Source organism: Ruegeria sp. CJ6, assembly GCF_056536665.1.
In genome coordinates this window covers 204181-226909 of the sequence record NZ_JBQFQB010000005.1, presented here as the reverse complement: position 1 = coordinate 226909, position 22729 = coordinate 204181, and the positions used below count along the sequence as shown (strand labels likewise).

Here is a 22729-nt window from a genome sequence, read left to right as displayed (position 1 = left end):
ATCTATGGCTCTCCCAGATTGCTGTCGGCCTCAGACGCCCAGACACCAGCGCATCACGGCTTTTTGCGCATGCAGGCGGTTTTCGGCCTCGTCAAAGATCACCGAGTTCGGGCCGTCCATGACCTCGGATGTGGCCTCTTCTTCGCGGTGCGCAGGCAGGCAGTGCATGAACAACGCGTCTGGCTTGGCATGCGACATCAGCTCGGCGTTAACCTGATAGGGGCGCAGCATGTTGTGGCGGCGCTCCTTCGCGGATTGAGAATCGTGCATTGAGACCCAAGTATCGGCGACCACGAGGTCGGCCCCTTCAACAGCTTTGTGCGGGTCCCGTTCGATCACGATTTTCGAGCCCTTCTGGCGTGCAAGCCCCATGAATTCTTCTTCCGGGTCCAGCTGCGCCGGGCCGGTGAATGTCAGGTCGAAACCGAATTGACCGGCGGCATGCAGAAATGAAGCGCAGACATTGTTGCCGTCGCCGGTCCAAACGACCTTTTTTCCTGCGATGGGGCCGCGATGCTCTTCATAGGTCAGCACATCGGCCATGATTTGGCAGGGATGTGTACGATCGGTCAGACCATTGATGACGGGAACGTCCGAGTATTCGGACATCTCGGTCAGGATGGTTTCATCAAAGGTTCGGATCATGATCATGTCGACATAGCGCGACAGGACCCGTGCAGTGTCGGCGATGGTCTCGCCATGGCCCAGCTGCATGTCCTTGCCGGACAGCACCATGGTCTGCCCGCCCATTTGGCGCACGCCAACATCGAAGGACACGCGGGTCCGCGTTGATGGCTTTTCAAAGATCAGCGCAACCATGCGGCCTGCCAGAGGCTGCTCGTCGTCGGGGGCGGCTTTGGGACGCCCAAGGCGCGCCTGTTTCATCGCGCTGGCCTGATCGATCATGTTCCGCAGATCACCTGCGTCAGTTTTGTGGATATCAAGGAAGTGGTTCATTTTAATTCACTTTTCAATCAGGCGAGTTCAGGCCGAAGCCATTGCGTTTTCGACTTGTGCCGCAGTTTTCTCGAGGCGGATCAGGGCTTGTGCGATGTCATCCTCGGTGAGGGTCAGCGGCGGCAGCAGGCGGATCACGTTATCTGCGGCGGGGACCGTTATGACCTCGTTGTCATAGCCAGCGTTGACCACGTCGATATTGGCGGGTTTGCATTTCAGGCCAAGCATCAAACCTGAGCCGCGCACCTCCTCGAATACTTCGGGGTGGTCCGCGATCAGGCCTTCGAGCTTCTGACGCAGCAGGCCCGCCTTGCGATTCACCCCTTCGAGGAAGGCCGGAGTGGCGACCTGATCGATCACCGCGCAGCCTACAGCGCAGCCCAAGGGGTTGCCGCCATAGGTCGAGCCGTGGGTGCCTGCCGTCATGCCGCTGGCGGCCTCTTCGGTGGCCAGAACCGCACCCAGAGGGAAACCGCCGCCGATGCCTTTGGCGACCATCATGATATCCGGCGTGATGCCGGCCCATTCATGGGCAAAGAGTTTGCCGGTCCGCCCCACGCCGCATTGGACTTCATCGAGGATCAGCAAAAGGCCGTTATCATCGCAAATCTGGCGCAAGGCTTTCAGCTCTGCATCCGGAACGGGGCGGATGCCGCCTTCGCCCTGAACCGGTTCGATCAGGATGGCTGCCGTGGTGTCGGTGATGGCGTTGGTGACACCGTCGAGGTCTCCGAATGTCAGATGCACAAAGCCGGGAAGCAGCGGGCCGAAACCTTTGGTCATCTTCTCGGACCCGGCGGCGGCGATACCCGCCGATGACCGGCCATGGAATGAGCCGTCGAAGGTGATGATCTCGACCTTCTCGGGTTGACCTTTGTCATAAAAATACTTGCGGGCCATTTTGACGGCCAATTCGCAGGATTCTGTGCCCGAATTGGTGAAGAACACCGTATCGGCAAAGGTGTGTTCCACCAGCTTGTCCGCCAGTGCCTGCTGTTGCGGGATGTTATAGAGGTTTGAAACATGCCACAGCGCATGCGCCTGTTCCGTCAGGGCCGCCACCAGCGCCGGATGCGCATGACCCAGCGCGTTCACCGCTATGCCCGCGCCCAGATCCAGAAAACGTCGGCCATCCGCCTCGGTCAGCCAGGCGCCTTCGCCCTTCACGAATGTCAGGGGCGCGCGGTTATAGGTCGGCAGAACGGACGGGATCATCGGATCATCCTTTTCGAATAGCTTGAGCCCTGTGAGTGATACACTGGGGCCATGGTCGTCAACTGATTTGGTGGGGTTTGCGCGGATTTGGACAGCGCAAATGGATCAAACGGGCCGATTATGCGGTCAGGCGTCGGCGTCGGAGGCGCAGGATATGTGCGGTATTGATCATGTGAGGCCGTATAGCGGGGTGCACCGGGTCTGAAAACCCCGTTTTTGCGATCGGGGCAAAAATCATTCTGAGACCGGGATTTACCGCTTGTCATTTACCCGACGCTGGCGCACGGCTGAACCATGACACCGATACGTCAGAATCCTGCCCTTGCGGCCCTGCTGATCCTTGCGGCCAGCGCCCTTCTCGCAGGGACCACATTGCTGGCGAAAGCACTGGGGACGGATGTGCTTGGCCCTGCCCTGCATCCGATGCAGATCAGCCATGGACGGTTTCTGTTTGCCTTTCTGGTAATCGTGACAGCCGTCGGCATCATGCGCCCCCGTCTGAGCCGCCCGCATTGGGGTCTGCATATCGGACGGACAAGCTTCGGCTGGCTGGGGATCACGCTGATGTTTGCATCCGTTGCTTTCATACCGATTGCGGATGCGACGGCTATCTCGTTCCTGAACCCGGTCTTTGCCATGATGTTGGCGATCCCGCTGCTGAAAGAAGGTGTCGGCCCGTGGCGCTGGTTGGCCGCCTTCGTAGCCTTGATCGGTGCCTTGGTTCTGTTGCGTCCAACGCCCGCTAGCTTTCAACCCGCTGCATTACTGGCCCTGACCGCAGCAGTGATAATTGGGATGGAACTGATCTTTATCAAAAAGCTCTCGGGCCGAGAAATACCGATCCAGATTCTGCTGATCAACAATGCGATGGGTCTGACCATTGCGACAGTCGCGGTAAGTTTCGTTTTCCAGATGCCGACGCCTCAGCAATGGGCGGCGCTGGCCTCGATTGGTGTGCTAATGGCCTGTGCGCAGGCTTGTTTCGTCAACGGAATGGCGCGAGCGGATGCCTCTTTTGTGGCTCCGATCAGCTACGCTACGCTGATCTTCGCTGCCTTCTACGATTTCGCGGTATTCAAGGTGATACCGGATGGGATCAGCCTGATCGGCTCGGCCATCATCCTGACCGGAGGTCTGATTCTGGTCTGGCGCGAGGCGATACACCGTCAGGCCTTGAGCCGGTAGCCGGTGCGCAACATCTGCCAGGTCAATCCTCCAACCAACAATGTCGCGCTGGCGCAGATCGCCATGCCCAACCAAGGAGAGCTGTCGGACACGCCGATCATCCCATAGCGCAACCCGTCAATCAGATAGAAGACCGGGTTCGCATGGCTTAGCCGATTGAGCACTGGCGGTAGCGCCTGCACAGAATAGAACGTGCCGGACAAGAAAGCCAAAGGCGTGACGATGAAATTGGTGATCGCCGCCATCTGGTCGAACTTGTTGGCAAAAATCCCGGCAAAAAGCCCAAGCGCGCCCATGAACGCGCCGCCTAAAACCACGAATATCAGTGCGATCAGCGGGTTCTGCGGCACGATGCCCAGAACCAACGCCAGAGCGATTGCAACAACAAGGGCGATCAGGATACCGCGGGCGATGCCTCCGGCCAGATAACCCAACAGGATTTCCAGCGGCGATAGCGGCGGCATCAGCGTATCGACGATATTGCCCTGAACCTTGGCGATCACCATCGATGACGATGTATTGGCAAAGGCGTTCTGAATCACGGTCATCATCATGATGCCCGGTGCCAGAAAGGTCAGAAACGGCACCCCCATCACATCCGGTCGGCTGGGGCCAATGGCAATGTTGAAGATCAGCAGGAACAGGCCTGCCGTCACCAGCGGTGCCAGCAGGGTCTGCGTCCACACGGCCAGAAAGCGCAGGGTTTCGCGCTGCGCCAGTGTATAGAGGCCCATCCAATTCACCGCGCCAAAGCGGCGTGCGTCGTGATCCATGAGATTATGCATGCTCTGCCCCATACCTGATTCGAAGACCGCTTGTAACTCGGGCCGCAGTGTTTAGAATAGGGCGCTGAGATGATTTCCCAAGGCGGCCCGAATCCGGGGCCGCTTTCCGCTTTTGAAAGGCAAATGATGTCCTGGACTGACGAGCGTGTAGAGCTGCTGAAAAAGATGTGGGGCGAGGGCCAGTCGGCCAGCCAGATCGCCAAGGAACTGGGCGGCGTGACCCGCAATGCGGTGATCGGCAAGGTTCACCGTCTGGGCCTGTCGAACCGCGCCACCGGTGCAAGCCCGGCAAAGGCCGAGCCTAAGGAAAAACCGGCCCCCGCGCCCAAGGCCGAGGCCAAACCGAAACCGGCACCCAAGACTGAACCGGCCCGCCCGGTGCCAGCCCCCGAGGCCAAACCGGTCACCCCGGCCCGTCGCCAGATCATACCCGCCGGCCAGCCGCTGCCTCCGCAACCGTCGGCCAATGAGATCAGCCCCGAGGCTTTGGCCAAGGTCAACGAGATTGAAAAGAAGGCCAAGAAGCTGTCTTTGATGGAGCTGACCGAAAAGACCTGCAAATGGCCTGTCGGCGACCCCGCGACCGAGGATTTCTGGTTCTGCGGCCTGCCCGTCGAGGCAGGCAAACCCTATTGCGAAGCGCATGTGGGCGTGGCGTTCCAGCCGATGAGTTCGCGCAGAGATCGGCGGCGGTAATTCTTAGACATGACAGCGGGGGTTGGCCTTGATTGGCCAGCGCCCGATCGACATTAGTCTGCGGAACGGGTGCTTTCCGTATAGTCGGATAGCAATGATCGGGCGTGTTGAGCGTGGCGCGACACCAGCTGTTTCTGACGCGCGTTGTCCGGCACCAGATAACTGGTATCCGAGAGGCCCCCGGTCGAAATGCCCGAAAACAATACAGTAAGTTCCTCGACCATTGCAGGAGGGAGTGAATTCAACGCTTCCTGTCCTATCAGCAAGCTTTCGGTCGGGGCACCCTCGGCGATAATCACTTCGTGCGTCGCCAGGACCAGATGGAAATACGTGACGCTGTCTACGGTTTCATCGACATAAATCCCCGGCAGATCGGTCAGCCTTATCGCGGCGACCAGAACCTCAGAACGACCGAACATGCGTTTCACAATCGCCGAGGACACCAGCATGCGATGCTGACGCGAGACAAGCAGATCACGTCGGGGCAGGCCTTGTCCAAGTGCGCCCGCGCAAATTCGCACTGGATAAAGTTTCGGATTGCGGCGCAACTCGCGCGCAGTGAGTGAACGGCGCAAGATCTGCAGCAAAGGCTGGTTGCCACCCCGCGCCAGCAAAAGCAGCTGGCCAGGCTTCAGATCTTCTACCGGCACCGGACCCAAATCAGTGGATACGAGTGTGCCCGCAGTCAGACAGGGGATGCTGCCCGGGGTGGGATCGGTATTGACTGTATATGTGCCGCCATTGTCGGTCGAAATCAGGGAATCGCCAGCGCCGGCCTGCCCGATGACTGTCGATTGCATACCATTGGCCGGGCCAGTGTTCGCAGTGATCGGGCCGGGACTTGGAGGATCGCTGAAAGAATTAAACTGATAAACCGTTGTCCCTTCGGAAAGCGAGATACCATTGGTTTTACCCAATCCGTTAAATGTCCCGGAACTTGTCGTGTCGATGACATAGATATCGCGACCGGCAACCGTTGTCGGCGTGATACCGGCCAGAGTATTGGTGGTTCGGATCGAGCCATTGCTCAAATAGATCGTCACGACCAACCCCGAGACATCCGTACCAGCGTCAACCGCGACCTCGATAAAATCCAGGGTCGGGCCACCTAAGTATTTGAGCTCAGAAAAGTATGGATCCGGCATAAATCACATGTCTTTCGATGATGCTAAGACGTCCACCCGGCACTGACGGGACAGAAATGCTGTGGCTGCTGTTGATACAACTTTCATAGGAAGGCAAGCTGTTGCTTCTGTTACTGCGCCGGATGCGAAGGCAGATTTGGCATCGGCACCCATCGGGGTAGTTCCTCGGGCGAAACCGAGACATGCAGTTTCTCTGACCGGTCACGCCCTACTTTGCGATGCTTGCGCAGCAGGAAAATCTTACCCCAGCCACGCCAGGTGCCCACGGATTGCGCATGCGGATCGGTAGGGAAACGGTCGCGCCAGCCCTCGGGCAATGGCAGGCCGTGCAGCTCGGCCTTGTCCAGCATCCAGATCAGGGAGATGTTGCTGAGGGGGCGGGCCTCTTCGAACCCGTTCAGCTGGCCGCCAACATCGCCGTGGGTGCCGCGGAACCAAACCTGCTCGATATGGCCTTTGAAGTCAGGCGTGCATTTCCACAGCACCGGCTCGAACACCTCGCGGGTCTCGTCCAGCGCCATGGCGTGATAGCCGTGGCGGGTGGCAGGGCCAAGCTGGTGGTTGTGGAAGGCATGGCGTTCCTCGGCCCAGCGCCAGAGCAGCGGAAGGCGCAGGCCCAGCGCCTTGACCGTGTCCCAGACGCCGACCATCTCGATGGCGACATCCTCGTGACAGAACTCCCGACGAAAGACCGCCGCCGCTTCGCCATTGGCGTTACATTCATAGTGTCGATAGGCCTGTTTGATATTGCGGACAGTGGCGTGTTCGGCCTTGAGCAACCCGATAGCATCGATCACGCCCGCAAGGCTGCGGACCCCGTATGCGCCGCGTGAATAGCCGATGAAAAAGATCTTATCACCGGGTTTGTAACGCGAAGCCAAATAACCATAGGCCCGACGAATCTGACGGTTGATACCCCGCCCCATCATCACGTCCATAGTCGACTTCCAGCTTTCCCACTGCACGCCGGATTCGTAGAAAACCGAAACCTGGCTGCCCATCTCGCAGCACAGACGCAGGGTCTGGCCCGCGTGGGTTTCCCGCCCTGCTTCCAGCGTCGACATGGTGCCGTCAAGAATGATGACATGGCTGACAGGTTCGCGGTGGCGCGTTTCGGCCGAGTGCTCGGACCGCAGAGGCCGTCCGAGCCATCCCAGTACCTTTCTACTCAGCCGCGACAGAACCATGCGTCAACAATTCCCAAACTTTGTGAGGTGTGAAAGGCATATCCGCCTGCCGCACCCCGTGATCCCAGAGCGCATCCTGTACCGCGTTCGCCACTGCGGCCAGTGCGCCCACGGTGCCTGCCTCGCCACAGCCTTTCATCCCCATCGGGTTGGCGGTTGACGGAACCGGCGCCGAGGTAAACTCTATCATGGGTATCTCAGCAGCGCGGGGCAAGGCGTAGTCCATGAACGAAGCCGTGAGCAGTTGCCCCTCGGCATCATGAACAACATGCTCGGTCAGTGCTTGGCCGATACCCTGAACCACGCCGCCATGTACCTGCCCCTCGGCCAGCATCGGGTTGATAAGATTGCCGAAATCATCCACCACCGTGTAGCGGTCGACCCATGTTTCACCAGTGAAAGAATCGATAACGACTTCGGCAACATGTGCACCATTGGGATAGCTGCGTGCATCTAGCGTGGCGCGGGCTTCGTGCTGCAACAGATCGGTGCGCCCGTCTGCGCGCGCCATCTCGGCCGCCTCGGTCAGCGTGGGGGTCAGGTTGGACCCCGGCGCGCGGAAGGTTTCATGGTCGAAGGTCACATCGCTTTCCTCGACCCCCATCTTATCCGCAAGATAGGGCGTGAATGCGGCGATCATCGTATCAACTGTGACCAGTGTCGCGTTGCTTTGGGTCGTGACCGAGCGTGAACCGCCAGTCCCGCCGCCCTGCGCCAGCCTGTCCGTGTCGCCTTGCACAACATTGATCAGGTGTGAAGGAATCCCTGTCTGGTCCGATAGGAACTGGGCATAGACGGTCTCATGCCCTTGCCCATTGGACTGAGTGCCGACATAGAGGTTCACCGTTCCGTCCTCGCAAAACTCGATCTTCGCGCCTTCGGAAGGGTCTCCCAAAATACTTTCGATATAGTAACAAAGCCCCTGCCCCCGGATCAGGCCGTTTTCCGCATCCGCCGCCTTGCGGGCCTCAAAGCCCGTAGTCTGTTCGGCGGCGCGGCTGAGGACCATGTTGAACTCACCCACATCATAGGTTTCGCCGGTTACGGTCTTATAGGGGAAGGCTTCGGGTCGGATGAAATTCTTGCGCCGCAACTCCCACGGATCAATCCCCAACTCACGCGCAGCACGGTCCATGACGCGTTCCAGCACATAGATCGCCTCGGGTCGCCCGGCACCGCGATAGGCGTCGACCTGCGTGGTGTTGGTGAAGAATCCTTCGACCCGCAAGTAGGTGGTCTGAACATCGTAGACACCCATCAAAACCTTACTGAACAGGCTGGTCTGGATCGCCTGCGCGAAATGGCTGTTATAAGCGCCAAGGTTGATCTTGCTGTGGACCCGGTAAGCAGTGATCTTGTGATCGGCATCAAAGGCGAGCTCCGCCAGCGACGTCAGGTCACGGCCGTGGTGATCTGACAACATCGCTTCGGACCGGTCCGACATCCAGTGCACGGGCTGGCCCAGTTTCATGGCAGCAACAGCAACGGTGAAATATTCGGGATAAGGCATCGCCTTCATACCAAATCCGCCGCCGACATCTGGCGTAGTAACACGGATCGCCTCGGGGTCCAGTTTCAGCTTTTGTGCCAGTTGCGCTTTCATCCCCCAGACACCCTGCCCGCCATATGAGAAATGCATACGGCCACCCGACCAATCGGCCTGACAGCCACGCGGTTCGATCGAGCTCACGATGACCCGGTTGTCATGCACGTTCAGCGCGACGGTGCGCGCCGCTGCCTGAAAGGCGTCATTGGTCGCCTTCTCATCACCCAAGCCCCAGTCAAAGGCGCGGTTGTCGGGGGCTTGTGGATGCAAAGGTTCCCCACCCGCAGCGACATCCATCTTGACCGGCAGGTCTTCGGTTTCCATCCAGATCAATTCGGCTGCATCGCGGGCCTGTAACAACGAGTCGGCAATGACGACCGCAACGGGTTCTCCGACGAAACGCACGCGGTCCTTGGCCAGCATGTTTCGCTCGGACGCAGCGCCTTGACTGCCGTCGCGGTTGGCGACTGTAGTCGCGTTCATCACCGTATCGATCCCGGCAGCAGTCAGATCTTCCAGCGTCATGACCAAGCGCACCCCATCCGCTGTACGTGCATCTTCAAGGTCCAGCGACGTGATCGTGGCATGCGCCACCGGGCTGCGAAAGAATGCTGCGAACAGCGCATTCTCGGGCACAGAATCGTCCATGTATTGCCCCTGCCCGGTCAGAAACCGCTGGTCCTCGGTCCGTTTGATGGGCTGGCTTTTGCCGAATTTTTCCATGGGATGATCCTCTGGCTGCCTGAATGCGCGACCCTAGCGTGAAGCAGGACCTTGTCCAGTGGCTGAGAAAATTAACTCCGCACGGTCTGAAAGCGACATTCATGTCTGGAAACAGCGTTGCGCGCCGATCTGGGCCGCGCCTAGGCTGAACCTAAATTCAGTCGAGTGGAGGTTTCCATGCCCAAAGAAATCAAGCTGACGAATGGCCGATTGGACAGCCAAAGTGCCGAGGCCTATTGGGATGATGGGTTTATATTTCCGATCCCCGTGTTCTCTGCCGCAGAAGCCGCCGGGTACCGTGCCGAGTTGGAGGATGTCGAGGCCAGCTGGCGCGAGGCTGACCTGCCGCTACCCCTGAACATGTACAAACGCATCAACGCGCATGTGGTGATGCCATTTGCCACTCGCATCGCGTTGGATCCGCGCGTTTTGGACGTTGTCGAAGGTGTTTTGGGCCCAGACCTGCTGCTGTGGTCAGCTGAGCTGTTCATCAAGGAACCGCGTACGACGCAAGTGGTGGGCATGCATCAGGACCTGACATATTGGGGTATGGGTGAAACCTCGGACCAGTTGACCGCCTGGATCGCCCTGTCCCCTGCGACGGTTGAGAGTGGCTGCATGGATTTCGTGAAGGCCAGCCACAAGAACCCGATCCTGCCGCATAATGATACGTTTTCCGACAACAACCTGCTGTCGCGTGGGCAAGAGGTGGCAGTCGATGTCGCGGAGGAAGACAAAACCCATATCGAGTTGCAGCCCGGCCAGATGTCGCTGCACCATGGGCTGACCATTCACGGGTCCGGGCCGAACGTATCTGATGATCGTCGAATTGGATTGGCTATCCGTTATCTCAACCCCAATGCGCAGCAGAAAGTGGCGGATCGCGACTATGCCATTCTGGCGCGGGGCGAGGACCGGGTGGGGAATTTCATCCATATCCCTGAGCCGACCGAGCTGTTTGCTCCTGAGGCGCTGGACCTGCACGCGCGCATCCGCAGCGATCAGGCCAAGGCGATGGGGCAAGGGGCCAGCGAAAAGCTGGATCTTTATGCGCCCGCCCCATCAAATCCCGGCTGATCATTGCAGGACCGCCGCGCAGACCCTTCCCCTTCCCTTACGCATTCGCTATTGCAGGCGCTGACCCGATATTGTTGACGCAGGACGCATCCCATGGCGATGGAAAAGACATTCAACGCGGCCGAGGCCGAGGCCCGCATCTATCAGGCCTGGGAAGCGGCCGGAGCCTTCAAGGCAGGCGCGAACAAATCGCGCGACGAGAGTTTTACCATCATGATCCCGCCACCGAACGTGACGGGTGCGCTGCATGTGGGCCACGCGTTCAACAACACGCTGCAGGATGTTCTGACCCGCTGGCACCGGATGCGCGGGTTCGACACGCTATGGCAGCCCGGTCAGGACCACGCTGGTATCGCCACGCAGATGCAGGTGGAAAAGATGTTGGCCAACACCCAGCAGCCGGGACGTCGTGAGCTGGGACGTGAGGCGTTTCTGGACCAGGTCTGGGAATGGAAGGGAGAATACGGCGGCACGATCATCGAGCAGCTCAAGCGCCTGGGCTCCAGCTGCGACTGGTCGCGTAATGCCTTCACCATGGCAGGTGCGCCGCGCGACCCGCGTACAGGTCATGAGAACTCGCCGAACTTCCACGACGCGGTCATCAAGGTCTTCGTCGACATGTACGAAAAGGGCCTGATCTATCGCGGCAAGCGGCTGGTCAATTGGGACCCGCATTTCGAGACCGCAATTTCGGACCTTGAGGTCGAGAATATCGAAGTTGCGGGCCATATGTGGCACTTTAAGTACCCGCTGGCGGGCGGTGAGACCTATACCTACGTCGAGAAAGATGAGGACGGGAATATCGTGCTGGAGGAAGAGCGCGACTATATCTCGATCGCCACGACTCGCCCCGAAACCATGCTCGGCGACGGCGCAGTTGCGGTTCACCCATCGGATGAGCGCTATGCGCCCATCGTCGGAAAACTTTGCGAAATCCCGGTTGGCCCGAAAGAGCATCGCCGTCAGATCCCGATCATCACCGATGATTACCCTGATCCAGATTTCGGCTCGGGCGCGGTGAAAATCACCGGTGCACATGACTTCAACGACAATATGGTCGCCAAGCGCGGCGGCATTCCAATGTATCGCCTGATGGACACCAAAGGCGCAATGCGCGCCGATGGTGCGCCTTATGCCGAAGAGGCGGACAAGGCGCAGGAATACGCGCGCGGGCGTGAGTTCACCGAGAACGAGATCGACGCGATCAACCTGATCCCTGATCATCTGCGCGGCCTCGACCGGTTCGAGGCACGTGCGAAGGTCGTCGAGGAGATCACTGCAGACGGTCTGGCTGTCATGACTCGCGCCGATGATCCACGTCTGGGTTCGACCGCTTTAAAGCCGGAACACGAAGGCGCGGACAAGCTGGTGCCGCTGGTCGAAAGCAAACCGATCATGCAGCCCTTCGGCGACCGCTCGAAAGTCGTCATCGAGCCGATGTTCACCGACCAATGGTTCGTCGACGCCGCCAAGGTCGTCGGCCCTGCGCTGGACGCGGTCAAGGACGGCACGGTCAAGATCATCCCTGAATCGGGCGAGAAGACCTATTACCACTGGCTGGAAAACATCGAGCCCTGGTGCATCTCGCGCCAGCTGTGGTGGGGGCATCAGATACCGGTTTGGTATGGCCTCGATCTCTCGGCTGAGAATTTCAAGGACGACGAAAACGACGGCGACCTTGATTTGGTCGAATTGGGTCGTTTGCTGAACGAAGGCGGCATGCTGCATCGTGGCAATGTCATGGAATGCGCGGCAAGCCTTGAGGCAGTTACAGAGAAATTCCTCGACGACAATGCCAACATACCCAGCCCGCTGAGCCACGCGACGGTCATCGAAGTTGCCGATAAGCAGGAAGCGATCCATCAGTTCGCCGAAAGCCTTGCCCTATACGCAGTCGAACAAGACCCGACCAAGCTGGTCTACCCGGTCTGGCGCGACCCCGACGTGCTCGACACATGGTTCTCTTCCGGCCTCTGGCCTATCGGCACGCTGGGCTGGCCCGAAAAGACCGAAGAGTTAGAGCGCTATTTCCCAACCGATGTGTTGATCACCGGCTTTGACATCCTGTTCTTCTGGGTCGCGCGGATGATGATGATGCAACTGGCCGTAGTGAACGAGATCCCGTTCCACACCGTCTATCTGCACCAGCTCGTCCGCGACGAGAAGGGCAAGAAGATGTCCAAAACCACCGGCAACGTGATCGACCCGTTGGAGATCGTGGACGAATTCGGTGCTGACGCGCTGCGCTTTACCAATGCCTCGATGGCGGCTATTGGCGGGGTACTGAAACTGTCGCGCGAGCGCATCACAGGTTACCGTAACTTCGGCACCAAACTGTGGAACGCCGTCCGCTTTGCCGAGATGAATGAGGTCTTCACCGACGCTGTCCCGCAACTGGACGTGGCTGACCTGAAACCCAAAGCCGCCGTGAACCGCTGGATCATCGGTGAAACCGCCCGTGTGCGGGAAGAGGTCGACGCGGCGCTGGAAAGCTATCGTTTCAACGACGCGGCCAACGGGCTCTACGCCTTTGTCTGGGGCAAGGTCTGCGACTGGTACGTGGAACTCTCTAAACCCTTGCTGCAAGGCGATGACGCCGAGGCACAGGCCGAGACCCGCGCCACCATGCGCTGGGTTCTGGACCAGTGCATGGTCATGCTGCACCCGATCATGCCTTTCATCACCGAAGAGCTGTGGGGCCTGACCGGTAAGCGTGCCAAAATGGTCGTACACGCAGATTGGCCAACCTATACGGCGGCTAACCTGATCGACGCGGATGCGGATCGCGAGATGAACTGGGTGATCTCGGTGATCGAAAACACCCGCTCGGCCCGCGCGCAGATGCGAGTTCCTGCTGGCCTATACGTGCCGATGCTGGTGACTGAGATTGACGCGCACGGCCAAGCTGCATGGGACCGCAACGAAGCGCTGATCAAACGTCTGGCGCGGATCGACAGCCTGACCAAGGCGGATGAACTGCCAAAGGGCACGATCTCGATTGCCGCCCCCGGTGCCTCCTTTGGCCTGCCACTGGCGGACATCATCGACATTGGTGCGGAAAAGGAACGGCTGGAAAAAGCCAAAGGCAAGTTGGCCAAGGAACTCGGCGGTCTGCGCGGGCGCCTGAACAACCCGAAATTCGTGGCATCGGCCCCGGAAGAGGTTGTTGCGGAAGCCAAAGCTAACCTTGCCGCCCGCGAAGAAGAAGAAGCCAAGCTAAACGAAGCTCTCGCCCGTTTGGCTGAAATTGCCTGATCTTTTTCCTGCTGCTGATATATTGAAATCGAACCTCACCACCCAACCGGCGGTGAGGTTTTTCTTTACCCTCAGAGCTTTCCCCTTGTTCACGCCACGCCCCGCTTGTTAGCACTTCGGCGACACAACCTGGCGAGGCACTGACGATGCGATCTTTCCCTCCGATGCAGACCGTCTCAACCGGGTTGGTTGTGGCCATTGTCGGGTTCTTCAGCTCGTTTCCCATCGTATTGCAAGGGTTGGGCGCAATGGGAGCTTCATCGCAGGAAGCCGCCTCGGGTCTGATGAGTGCGGCGATTGCCATGGGGCTTGCAGCCATCGTCCTCAGCCTGCGGAACAAAATGCCGATCAGCGTTGCGTGGTCGACCCCGGGGGCCGCTCTGTTAGCCGTCTCGGCCACCCCGGTCGAGGGATTTTCAGGCGCGATTGGTGCGTTCCTGTGCGCCGGAGCATTAACGGTTCTGGCAGGGCTGTGGAAGCCGCTGGGACGGTTGGCAGCAGCAATTCCCACAACACTGGCGCAAGCAATGCTGGCAGGTGTGCTCTTGCCACTATGCCTTGTGCCCTTCAAGGCGGCGATCGAGATTCCATGGCAGGCGTTGCCGGTGATCCTGACGTGGTTTGTCGCGGGCCGTTTCAATCGGTTGATCGCAGTTCCGGCAGCTGTGGTCGCGGCGGCTATCATTGTGTCGCTGAACGCAGGAGATGCCCAATTGATGCCGGATCGTTTGATCGCGGCTCCGATCTGGACCATGCCATCATTCTCGGTCGCGTCGGCCATCGGGATCGGCGTACCGCTGTTTATCGTCACGATGGCGACACAGAATATCCCCGGCGTCGCGGTGATGCGCAGCTTTGGCTTTGATCCTGTTCCCGGCCGGTTGTTTTCATCCGTCGGTGGCGCAAGCATGCTTTCGGCCCCTTTCGGGGCGCCCGCAACCTGCCTGGCCGCAATCACCGCAGCGATGTGTTCCAACGAGGAAAGCCACCCCGAACCGGCGCAGCGTTATTGGTCGGCAATCATGGGTGGCGTGTTCTACTGCCTCTTCGGTATCTTTGCCGTGGCGATCACCAGTTTTGCCGCCCATGCCGACCCGCTGCTTATGGGCACTCTGGCAGGTGTGGCCCTGATCGGGGTCCTGGCCAATGCCATGCATGCCGCACTGGACGTCCCTGTCGAGCGCGAAGCGGCTATTTTGACACTGGCCATCACAGCCTCTGGAATAACGGTTTTTGGGTTGGGCGCGGCAGTCTGGGGGCTGTTGGCTGGGGGTATCGCATATCTGGCAACAAACCGAGTGCGCTGAGCCCTTTCATCAGAACCCCTCAGGCGGTAAAATGAGCGCATGTTCGGATCGCTTGGAAAACTGATTGAACGCCAGATCAAAAAGGCGCAGGCCGAAGGCCAACTGCAGGGTCTTGAAGGCGAAGGTGCCCCGTTACCCGACCGCTCGGGCGAGGCACAAGGCGATCCCGCCATTGCTGCGGGTCATCGGATCATGGCGCAGGCCGGAGTGCTACCCGAGGAGTTCGACATCAAGAAACAGCTCGACGCCGCCCGCAAGGAGTTTGCAGCGCTGACTGACAATCAGGACCGCAGGGCCGCAATGGCAAAGATTGCTGATCTTGAGATGCGATACAACATGGCCCGCGATGCACGGCGCGCATTCATGCGGTGATCATTTGAACTCGGGCTTTCGACCCTGCATCTGTGCCATGACAACTTCCATTTGATCCGACTTACCGATCAGGTCGACCTGTTCGGTAGATTCGGCCAACAGCACATCAGCACGGTCACGGGTTTCGGCCACATCAATCAACCGTTTGGCGGCGCGGATGGCGGACGGGCTTTTACCCGCGATGTCCTCGGCCAGCGCCAGCGCTTCGGTCAGGGGATCATCCGACAGTTTGGTAACAAGCCCCCAATCTGCCGCCTGTGGCGCACCGATAGGGCGGGCGGTATAGGTCAGCAGGCGCAGCACGTCCGAGCGCACGAGCTCTGGCAGCAGAACCATGCCGCCCATGTCGGGGATAATGCCCCATTTCATCTCCATCACTGCCAGCTTGGCTTCGGGATGCGCGATGCGGATGTCGGCACCCAGCGCGATCTGTAGCCCACCGCCATAGGCGACGCCTTGAATAGCGCAGATCACCGGCACCGGGACGCGCCGCCAGATCAAGGCAAGTTCCTGCATTTCGTTGGCATCTTCGTGGCTGCGGGTCATCAGCCATTCGGTTGGGTCTGTGTGTGCCATGCTGGCAAAGCTGGCCATATCGAGCCCTGCGCAAAAGCTCTTGCCCTCTCCCGATAGCACCACGGCGCGGATATCGGCTGCGGCGACTTCTTGGCCGGCCGAAAGGATCGCCTTGATCATCGCATCGTCCAGCGCGTTCATCTTGTCGCCGCGAGTCAGCGTGACATGGGCGATGTGGTCTTTGTATTCGACGGATACGCGGGACATGGGACCTCCGGGGCGTGATTTGCTGTATAAACATGCCAGCAAGACGCCAGAAGCGCCACAGCGACGTCAGGGCAAACCGCACATCCGAAGCCTCCTTTGAACTTCTGGCAAGGCTTGCCCCGCCTGATCGGTTGCGCTTATCTGCGGCCATGACTGGTCCTCGTTATACCCCGCTTGCCCTCACGCTGCCCGCGACCGTGCCTTTTGTCGGCCCCGAAACGCAGGAGCGCCAACGTGGCGCGCCCTTCGTGGCCCGGATCGGTGCGAATGAAAGCGTGTTTGGCCCGTCCCCGCGCGCCATCGATGCAATGCAACGGGCCGCAGGCGAGATATGGATGTATGGCGATCCCGAGAATTACGAACTACGCCATGCGCTGGCGGTACATCATGGGGTCGCGCCTGAAAACATCGTGGTTGGCGAAGGCATTGACGGGTTGCTGGGCTATCTGGTGCGCCTGCTGGTTGGTCACGGCGATGCAGTTGTGACTTCGGATGGAGCTTATCCGACTTTCAATTACCACGTGGCCGGGTTTGGTGGGGTATTGCACAAGGTCCCCTACCACGACGATCACGAGGACCCGACGGCGCTGTTCGCCAAAGCGGCGGAGGTAGACGCCAAGTTGGTCTATCTGGCCAACCCGGACAACCCGATGGGAACATGGCATGCAGGTAAGGATATCCTGTCCGCTCTGGAGGCTTTGCCAGAGGGCTGTTTGGTGGTTCTTGACGAGGCATATGTCGAATGCGCGCCCGAGGGGACCGCTGCACCTGTCGCTGCTGATGATTCACGTGTGATCCGGATGCGAACGTTTTCCAAGGTTTATGGCATGGCCGGGGCGCGGGTAGGCTACGCTATCAGCTCGCCCGAGTTGATTGCGAGCTTCAACAAAGTGCGCAACCATTTCGGCATGAACCGAGCCGCGCAGGCAGGGGCATTAGCCGCGCTAAAAGATGAAGATTGGCTGACGCATGTGCAGCAAAGGATTGCCGGGTCCCGGAACCACATCGAAGAGATTTCACGGTCGAATGGTCTGGTGCCTTTGCCGTCTGCGACAAACTTTGTGGCGATTGATTGTGGGCGCGATGGGGTGTTTGCCAAGGCCGTGTTGGACACGCTCGTTGAACAAGGCGTGTTCGTGCGGATGCCATTTGCCGCGCCCCAGAACCGGTGCATTCGGGTCAGCTGCGGAGGTGAGGCGGAAATGGCGGCGTTTGAAGCCGCTCTGCCCACGGCCTTGGCAAAAGCCCGAGCCTCGTAAAGGGGGCTGTCTGCCCCCTATCGCGCCCATGCGCGATTTTCCCCGAAGGTATTTATGGCCAGATGAAGAGGCGGATCGGGCTTATCCGGCCAGCGTCGCGGCGGCGGCTTCGAGCGCGCCTTGACCACGGGGTATATCGAGCGCAGCCATAGCGGTTTCGACGCCACCCAGCATGGCCATGACCATTTGAGCGTTTACGTGCCCCATGTGGCCAAGGCGGAAGCAGCCGTCCCAATCCTCCATTCCCAGACCGATGCCCAGCGTCAGACCCAGTTGGGTTTCGGTATAGCTGCGCAGCGGCGTGCCCCGCCCCTCGGTCAGGCGGAGGGCAGTGACCGCGTGGCTGCGATGGGCCGGGTCGGCGACGTTGAAATGCAGCGCGCCACCTTGCGCCCAGATTTCACAGGCGGCCCAGATGGCCGTTGCCAGGTGTTCGTGGCGGGCCCAGACCTGTTCGATCCCTTCGCCATGGATCAGGTCGAGCGCGGCGCGCAGGCCATACAGGTGGTGGGTTGGCGCGGTGCCGTTGAAATACTGATAGAACAGATCTGGATTGGCGCGTGGCTGCCAGTCCCAATAATGCGAGACGCGGGGCATTGTGGCGCGCTTGGCTTGCGCCTTGTCGTTGAAGAAGACAAAGCCGGTGCCCGCCGGGGTCATAAGCCCCTTTTGGCAAGCCGTGACGGTGACGTCGACACCCCAGGCATCCATCTCGAACCGGTCGCAGCCCATCGACGCGATGCAGTCAGCCATCAGCAAGGCTGGGTGGTCAAGGTCGTCGAGCAACGCTCGCAGAGCCGGGATATCGTTGCGGATCGATGTGGACGTATCGACGTGGACTGCAAGGACCGCTTTGATCTTGTGGCTGGTATCGTTACGCAGGGCCTCGGCGATGCGGTCAAGATCCCAGGGTGAGGACATGCCGAAATCGATCAGGTCAACCTTGGCGCCGATTCCTTCGGCCATCTCGGCCCAACCGTGGGTGAATCGGCCAGAGGCCGGGGCAAGCACGGTTTCACCGGGTGCAATGACGTTGGAAAGCGCAGCTTCCCATGTACCGTGACCATTAGCGATATAGATGGCGACGTTGTGCTGAGTTCCGGCAACGCGTTTCAGATCTCGGGTGAGCGCGGGCATCATCTCGATCAATTCGCCGTCATAGATATTGGGCGACGGACGGTGCATCGCCTGCAGCACCGTATCGGGCATGACCGAAGGGCCGGGGATGGCCAGATACTCGCGCCCATGCGCGAGGGAGGTTTGGTTTGTCATGAGGGCAACCTGTTTGAATTGAGGCCTACCCTAGCGTCTTGCCCTGCGGCGTCAATCCAGCAGACTGGCGGCCTCGCGGGCAAGTGTTTCGATCCCGGACCAATCACCGTTTTGAACCATCTGCTTCGGCGCGACCCAGCTGCCGCCGGCGCAGACAACATTCGACAGCGACAGGTAATCGAGGGCATTTGACGGCGATACGCCACCAGTTGGGCAGAAGGTGATCTGCGGTAGCGGTGCGCCGATGGCTTTTAGGGCGGGAGCCCCTCCTGAGGCCTCGGCGGGGAAGAATTTCAGCATGTCATAGCCCTTTTCCAGCAGAGCCATGGCTTCGCTTGCTGTAGCCGCACCGGGGAGAAGGGGCAGACCTTCGGCTTCGCAGGCGGCGATCAGGGCATCGGTTGCACCGGGCGAGACGCCGAACTGAGCGCCAGCCTCTTTGGCAGCGCGGACATCTTCGGGTGTGACCAGTGTACCCGCCCCGACAACACCGCCTGGGACGTTGGCCATGGCGCGGATCGCGTCGAGCGCGGCGGGAGTGCGCAAGGTGACTTCAAGCGCCGGGAGGCCACCAGCAACCAAAGCTTCGGCCAACGGGCGCGCATGGGCCGCGTCGTCGACGACCAGGACTGGAACAATCGGGGCCAGCGCGCAGATCTCGCGGGTGCGTTGGGTTTTGGACATTGGGTTACACTCCGAAAATGCTGGCGCCGGTGTCGGCTGAGCCGACATTCTGACGGAAGGCGCCGAAGAGGTCACGGCCAACGCCGTGTTGGTTTGCCGTAAGGTCGGCGGTGGCCGGATTGCGGTCGAGAACACCGGGGGTCAGGATTTCCAACTCGCCCTTGACCGCATCAACGCGCAACAGGTCACCGTCTTGCAGATAGGCGATCGGTCCACCATCCAGCGCCTCGGGGCAGACATGGATGGCGGCGGGCACCTTGCCGGATGCGCCCGACATACGGCCATCGGTGACCAGAGCCACCTTCTGCCCCCTACCCTGCAGGATCGACAGGATCGGCGTCAGCGAATGAAGTTCAGGCATACCGTTGGCTTTTGGCCCTTGGAAGCGAACAACAACGATGACGTCATCGGTGAATTCTCCGGCTTTGAAAGCGGCTTTAACGGCGTTCTGGTCGTGGAATACACGCACGGGCGCTTCGACCACTTGGTGTTCAGGTGCTACAGCCGACACCTTCATGACCCCTGTGCCCAGATTGCCCGTCAAGCGAGAGAGCCCGCCCGTGGGTTGGAACGGGTCTTTGGCCGGGCGAACGATCTTTTCGTTCAGACTGTGGCCCGCGCCCTCTTCCCAGACCAACTCGCCGTCTTTCAGCTTGGGTTCTTTGGTGTAGTTGTGCAGGCCCTGCCCCGCGACAGTCAGCGTATCGGGGTGCAGCAAGCCATCTTCCAGCAGCGTGCCGATGGCAAAGCCCAGGCCACCCGCAGCGTGGAAGTGGTTCACGTCTGCCAGACCGTTGGGATAGACGCGCGCGACCAAAGGCACGACAGCGGAGATGTCGGAAAAATCCTCCCAGTCCAGCACGATACCACCGGCACGCGCCATGGCGATCAGGTGGATCAGTAGGTTAGTGGAACCGCCGGTGGCCATCAGGCCGACGATGCCATTGACGAAAGCGCGCTCGTCAAGGATCTGGCAGACCGGTGTGTAGTGATTGCCCAACGCGCTGAGAGACAGGGCGCGGCGCGCGCCTTCCTCGGTCAGGGCATCGCGCAGGGGGGTGTTGGGGTTGATGAAGCTGGACCCTGGCAGGTGCAGGCCCATGAATTCCATCAGCATCTGGTTGGTGTTGGCAGTTCCGTAGAAGGTGCAGGTGCCGGGGCCGTGATATGCGGCCATTTCGGCCTTCATCAGCTCTTCGCGGCCCACCTCTCCGGCGGCGAATTTCTGGCGGACCTTGGCCTTTTCGTCATTCGGCAGGCCACTGGTCATCGGTCCTGCAGGCAGGAAGACGGCAGGAAGATGCCCAAAGGCTTGCGCGCCGATGATTAGGCCGGGCACGATCTTGTCACAGACGCCCAGGAAAACGGCGGCGTCATAAGTGTTGTGGCTTAGCGCCACTCCGGTCGCCAGCGCGATCACATCGCGCGAGAACAGAGATAGTTCCATCCCCGCCTCGCCTTGCGTGACGCCGTCGCACATGGCTGGCACGCCGCCTGCAACCTGCGCTGTGCCGCCTGCTGCGCGGATCGCATCGCGGATCAGGGCCGGGTAGCGTTCGAAAGGCTGATGGGCCGAGAGCATATCGTTATAGGCGGTAACGATCCCCAGATTGCCAGCCGTGCCGGCGGCCATGGAGTCCTGATCTTCGCCCGCCCCGGCATAGGCGTGGGCCTGCCCGCTGCAGGACAGGTGCGCACGCGCAGGGCCTTTGGATTTGGCCTGCTCCATTCGTTCAAGATGCGGACCACGCAGATCGGCGCTGCGGTCGATGATGCGTTTGGTGACGTCGGATATAACTGTGTTGACCATGATTACCCTCCGATCTGACGCCAGCGGCGCCCATCGCGATGCATCAGCATCAATGCTTCTTCGGGCCCCGAACTGCCCTGATCGTATTTCGCGGGCTTATCGCCACGCTCTTCCCAGCCGTGAATGATGGGATCGACCCAGGCCCATGCGGCCTCGGCTTCATCCCCGCGCATGAACAAAGTCTGGTCGCCGCGGATGACATCCATGATCAAGCGTTCATAGGCATCCGGGGATTGGCCGTCGTCGCCCAGCGCATCAGCGAAACTCATGTCGAGTGCAACGTCGGACAGGCGGAACCCGCCCTGCCCCGGTTCCTTGATGGTGGTGCGGAGCGTGATGCCTTCGTCCGGTTGCAGGCGGATCACCAGCACGTTGCCATGCAATGGGCCGACATTCGGAAAAATCGTATGCGGCGGGTCGCGGAAGAACACTGCAATCTCGGATTCACGTGCGCGCAGGCGCTTGCCGGTCCGCAGATAAAACGGGACACCGGCCCAGCGCCAGTTGCCGATATGCGCCTTCAGCGCAATGAAGCTTTCGGTACGGCTGGCGGGGTTGCCGACGTGATCCAGATAGCCATCGCCCCCTTTTTCGGTGCGGTACTGACCACGAGCGATATCCTTGGGTTCCACCGGCTCCAGCGCTTCGATCACTTTGACTTTCTCATCGCGCACCGCGTTGGGTGAGAATTTCGAAGGCGGTTCCATCGCTGTCAGGCACAGCAATTGAACCAGATGGTTCTGGATCATGTCCCGCATCGCGCCGGACTGATCATAATAAGCACCGCGCCCTTCGACGCCCACGGTTTCGGCCACGGTGATCTGGACGTTATCAACATGAGTGGCGTTCCAGAGCGGTTCGAAAAGCGAATTGGCAAAGCGCAGCGCCATCAGGTTCTGCACGGTTTCCTTGCCCAGATAATGATCGATCCGGTAAATCTGATGTTCTTCAAAACAGGCCCGCAGCCCTTCGTTCAACGCTTTGGCTGATGCCAGATCGTGACCAAAGGGTTTCTCGACCACGATACGACTGTCAGGTGTGGACAGGCCGTGCTCGTTCAGACGTTGGGCGATGCCCGAGAAAAGGCTTGGGCCTACTGACAGATAGAAAGCGCGTACCACATCCGGTCGCAGCGTTTTCGCAAGGTCAGACCAACCCGCATCGCCAAGCGCATCTACCGGAACATACTCGACGCGGGACAGAAAGCGATCAAGCGTATCCTTTTTAAAACCCGGCGCAAACTCTTGCATCGACGCACGCAGCTGTTCACGGAACCCGTCGCTGTCAATGTCGGATCGGGCGGTTCCAATGATGCGCGCATTCTCAGGCATCTGGCCGACTTCGAAGCGATGATAGAGGCCCGGCAGGATTTTACGCTGCGCCAAATCGCCCGTCGCGCCGAACAACACAAGGTCGAACGGATCTACCGGAATTACGCGTGAGACCATTGCAAGGCTCCTTTCGAATTCCC

Annotated in this window: 18 protein-coding genes; 7 read left to right on the top strand and 11 right to left on the bottom strand. The window is 59.9% G+C overall.

Going from position 1 to position 22729, the window contains the following annotated elements:
• Nucleotides 1–30: 30 nt before the first annotated feature.
• Both argF and ACR0BT_RS15855 read right to left on the bottom strand, forming a co-directional pair.
• Nucleotides 31–957 carry an ornithine carbamoyltransferase gene (gene argF / locus ACR0BT_RS15860; RefSeq protein ID WP_170404219.1) on the bottom strand — a complete coding sequence of 309 codons (927 nt, stop codon included), beginning with the start codon at nt 955–957 and terminating at the stop codon, nt 31–33.
• Between the two features lie 27 nt (nt 958–984).
• Nucleotides 985–2172: an aspartate aminotransferase family protein gene (locus ACR0BT_RS15855; RefSeq protein ID WP_170404221.1), complete on the bottom strand. Its 1188-nt coding sequence runs from the start codon at nt 2170–2172 to the stop codon at nt 985–987.
• A gap of 294 nt (nt 2173–2466) precedes the next feature.
• Between ACR0BT_RS15855 and ACR0BT_RS15850 the strand changes: the two genes are divergently transcribed.
• Complete coding sequence (locus tag ACR0BT_RS15850; RefSeq protein WP_480763566.1) at nt 2467–3357, top strand: DMT family transporter; 891 nt, start codon at nt 2467–2469, stop codon at nt 3355–3357.
• On the opposite strand, the gene ACR0BT_RS15845 is transcribed toward ACR0BT_RS15850, so the two are convergent.
• Nucleotides 3339–4142 (bottom strand): ABC transporter permease, encoded by an 804-nt coding sequence (locus ACR0BT_RS15845; protein ID WP_170397238.1) that lies wholly within the window; start codon nt 4140–4142, stop codon nt 3339–3341. The two genes, ACR0BT_RS15850 and ACR0BT_RS15845, sit on opposite strands and share 19 nt — an antisense overlap.
• Before the next feature lie 126 nt (nt 4143–4268).
• Here ACR0BT_RS15845 and ACR0BT_RS15840 point away from each other — a divergent pair, with 126 nt between their 5' ends.
• On the top strand, nt 4269–4838 hold the full coding sequence (locus ACR0BT_RS15840; protein WP_170564771.1) for a GcrA family cell cycle regulator: 570 nt from the start codon (nt 4269–4271) through the stop codon (nt 4836–4838).
• A gap of 53 nt (nt 4839–4891) precedes the next feature.
• Here the strand turns inward: ACR0BT_RS15840 and ACR0BT_RS15835 are convergent, their stop codons facing one another.
• The 3 genes from ACR0BT_RS15835 to ACR0BT_RS15825 form a co-directional block, all read right to left on the bottom strand.
• Entirely contained in the window at nt 4892–5983 is a 1092-nt protein-coding gene (locus ACR0BT_RS15835) for a Hint domain-containing protein (RefSeq protein WP_170663854.1), read from the bottom strand.
• A gap of 110 nt (nt 5984–6093) precedes the next feature.
• A complete protein-coding gene (locus ACR0BT_RS15830) occupies nt 6094–7170 on the bottom strand; it encodes a DUF2235 domain-containing protein (protein ID WP_170397244.1) in 1077 nt (358 codons plus the stop codon).
• On the bottom strand, nt 7148–9439 hold the full coding sequence (locus ACR0BT_RS15825) for a xanthine dehydrogenase family protein molybdopterin-binding subunit (RefSeq protein ID WP_480763565.1): 2292 nt from the start codon (nt 9437–9439) through the stop codon (nt 7148–7150). Before ACR0BT_RS15825 ends, ACR0BT_RS15830 begins: the two co-directional genes overlap by 23 nt.
• A gap of 177 nt (nt 9440–9616) precedes the next feature.
• On the opposite strand from ACR0BT_RS15825, the gene ACR0BT_RS15820 reads away from it, so the two are divergent.
• From ACR0BT_RS15820 to ACR0BT_RS15805, 4 genes are all read left to right on the top strand, one after another.
• Nucleotides 9617–10516 (top strand): phytanoyl-CoA dioxygenase family protein, encoded by a 900-nt coding sequence (locus tag ACR0BT_RS15820; RefSeq protein WP_170404230.1) that lies wholly within the window; start codon nt 9617–9619, stop codon nt 10514–10516.
• 93 nt (nt 10517–10609) lie between these two features.
• Nucleotides 10610–13771, top strand: coding sequence for a valine--tRNA ligase (locus tag ACR0BT_RS15815; protein ID WP_480763564.1), 3162 nt, complete (start codon nt 10610–10612; stop codon nt 13769–13771).
• A gap of 146 nt (nt 13772–13917) precedes the next feature.
• A complete protein-coding gene (locus ACR0BT_RS15810; protein ID WP_480763563.1) occupies nt 13918–15078 on the top strand; it encodes a benzoate/H(+) symporter BenE family transporter in 1161 nt (386 codons plus the stop codon).
• A 39-nt stretch (nt 15079–15117) separates the two neighbouring features.
• Nucleotides 15118–15450: a DnaJ family domain-containing protein gene (locus tag ACR0BT_RS15805; RefSeq protein WP_170511344.1), complete on the top strand. Its 333-nt coding sequence runs from the start codon at nt 15118–15120 to the stop codon at nt 15448–15450.
• Here the strand turns inward: ACR0BT_RS15805 and ACR0BT_RS15800 are convergent, their stop codons facing one another.
• Nucleotides 15451–16233: a crotonase/enoyl-CoA hydratase family protein gene (locus ACR0BT_RS15800; protein ID WP_170733244.1), complete on the bottom strand. Its 783-nt coding sequence runs from the start codon at nt 16231–16233 to the stop codon at nt 15451–15453.
• A gap of 149 nt (nt 16234–16382) precedes the next feature.
• Here ACR0BT_RS15800 and ACR0BT_RS15795 point away from each other — a divergent pair, with 149 nt between their 5' ends.
• Complete coding sequence (locus ACR0BT_RS15795) at nt 16383–17492, top strand: pyridoxal phosphate-dependent aminotransferase (RefSeq protein ID WP_480763562.1); 1110 nt, start codon at nt 16383–16385, stop codon at nt 17490–17492.
• A gap of 81 nt (nt 17493–17573) precedes the next feature.
• On the opposite strand, the gene ACR0BT_RS15790 is transcribed toward ACR0BT_RS15795, so the two are convergent.
• The 4 genes from ACR0BT_RS15790 to zwf are packed head-to-tail and all read right to left on the bottom strand — an operon-like array spanning nt 17574 to nt 22706.
• Nucleotides 17574–18764: a pyridoxal-phosphate-dependent aminotransferase family protein gene (locus ACR0BT_RS15790; RefSeq protein ID WP_480763561.1), complete on the bottom strand. Its 1191-nt coding sequence runs from the start codon at nt 18762–18764 to the stop codon at nt 17574–17576.
• 51 nt (nt 18765–18815) lie between these two features.
• The gene (locus tag ACR0BT_RS15785; RefSeq protein WP_170397269.1) at nt 18816–19448 is read right to left on the bottom strand and encodes a bifunctional 4-hydroxy-2-oxoglutarate aldolase/2-dehydro-3-deoxy-phosphogluconate aldolase; all 633 of its coding nucleotides are present in this window, start codon (nt 19446–19448) and stop codon (nt 18816–18818) included.
• Nucleotides 19449–19452: 4 nt separating this feature from the next.
• A complete protein-coding gene (edd, locus tag ACR0BT_RS15780; protein WP_480561171.1) occupies nt 19453–21258 on the bottom strand; it encodes a phosphogluconate dehydratase in 1806 nt (601 codons plus the stop codon).
• Between the two features lie 2 nt (nt 21259–21260).
• Nucleotides 21261–22706: a glucose-6-phosphate dehydrogenase gene (gene zwf / locus ACR0BT_RS15775; RefSeq protein ID WP_480763560.1), complete on the bottom strand. Its 1446-nt coding sequence runs from the start codon at nt 22704–22706 to the stop codon at nt 21261–21263.
• Nucleotides 22707–22729 lie beyond the last annotated feature (23 nt).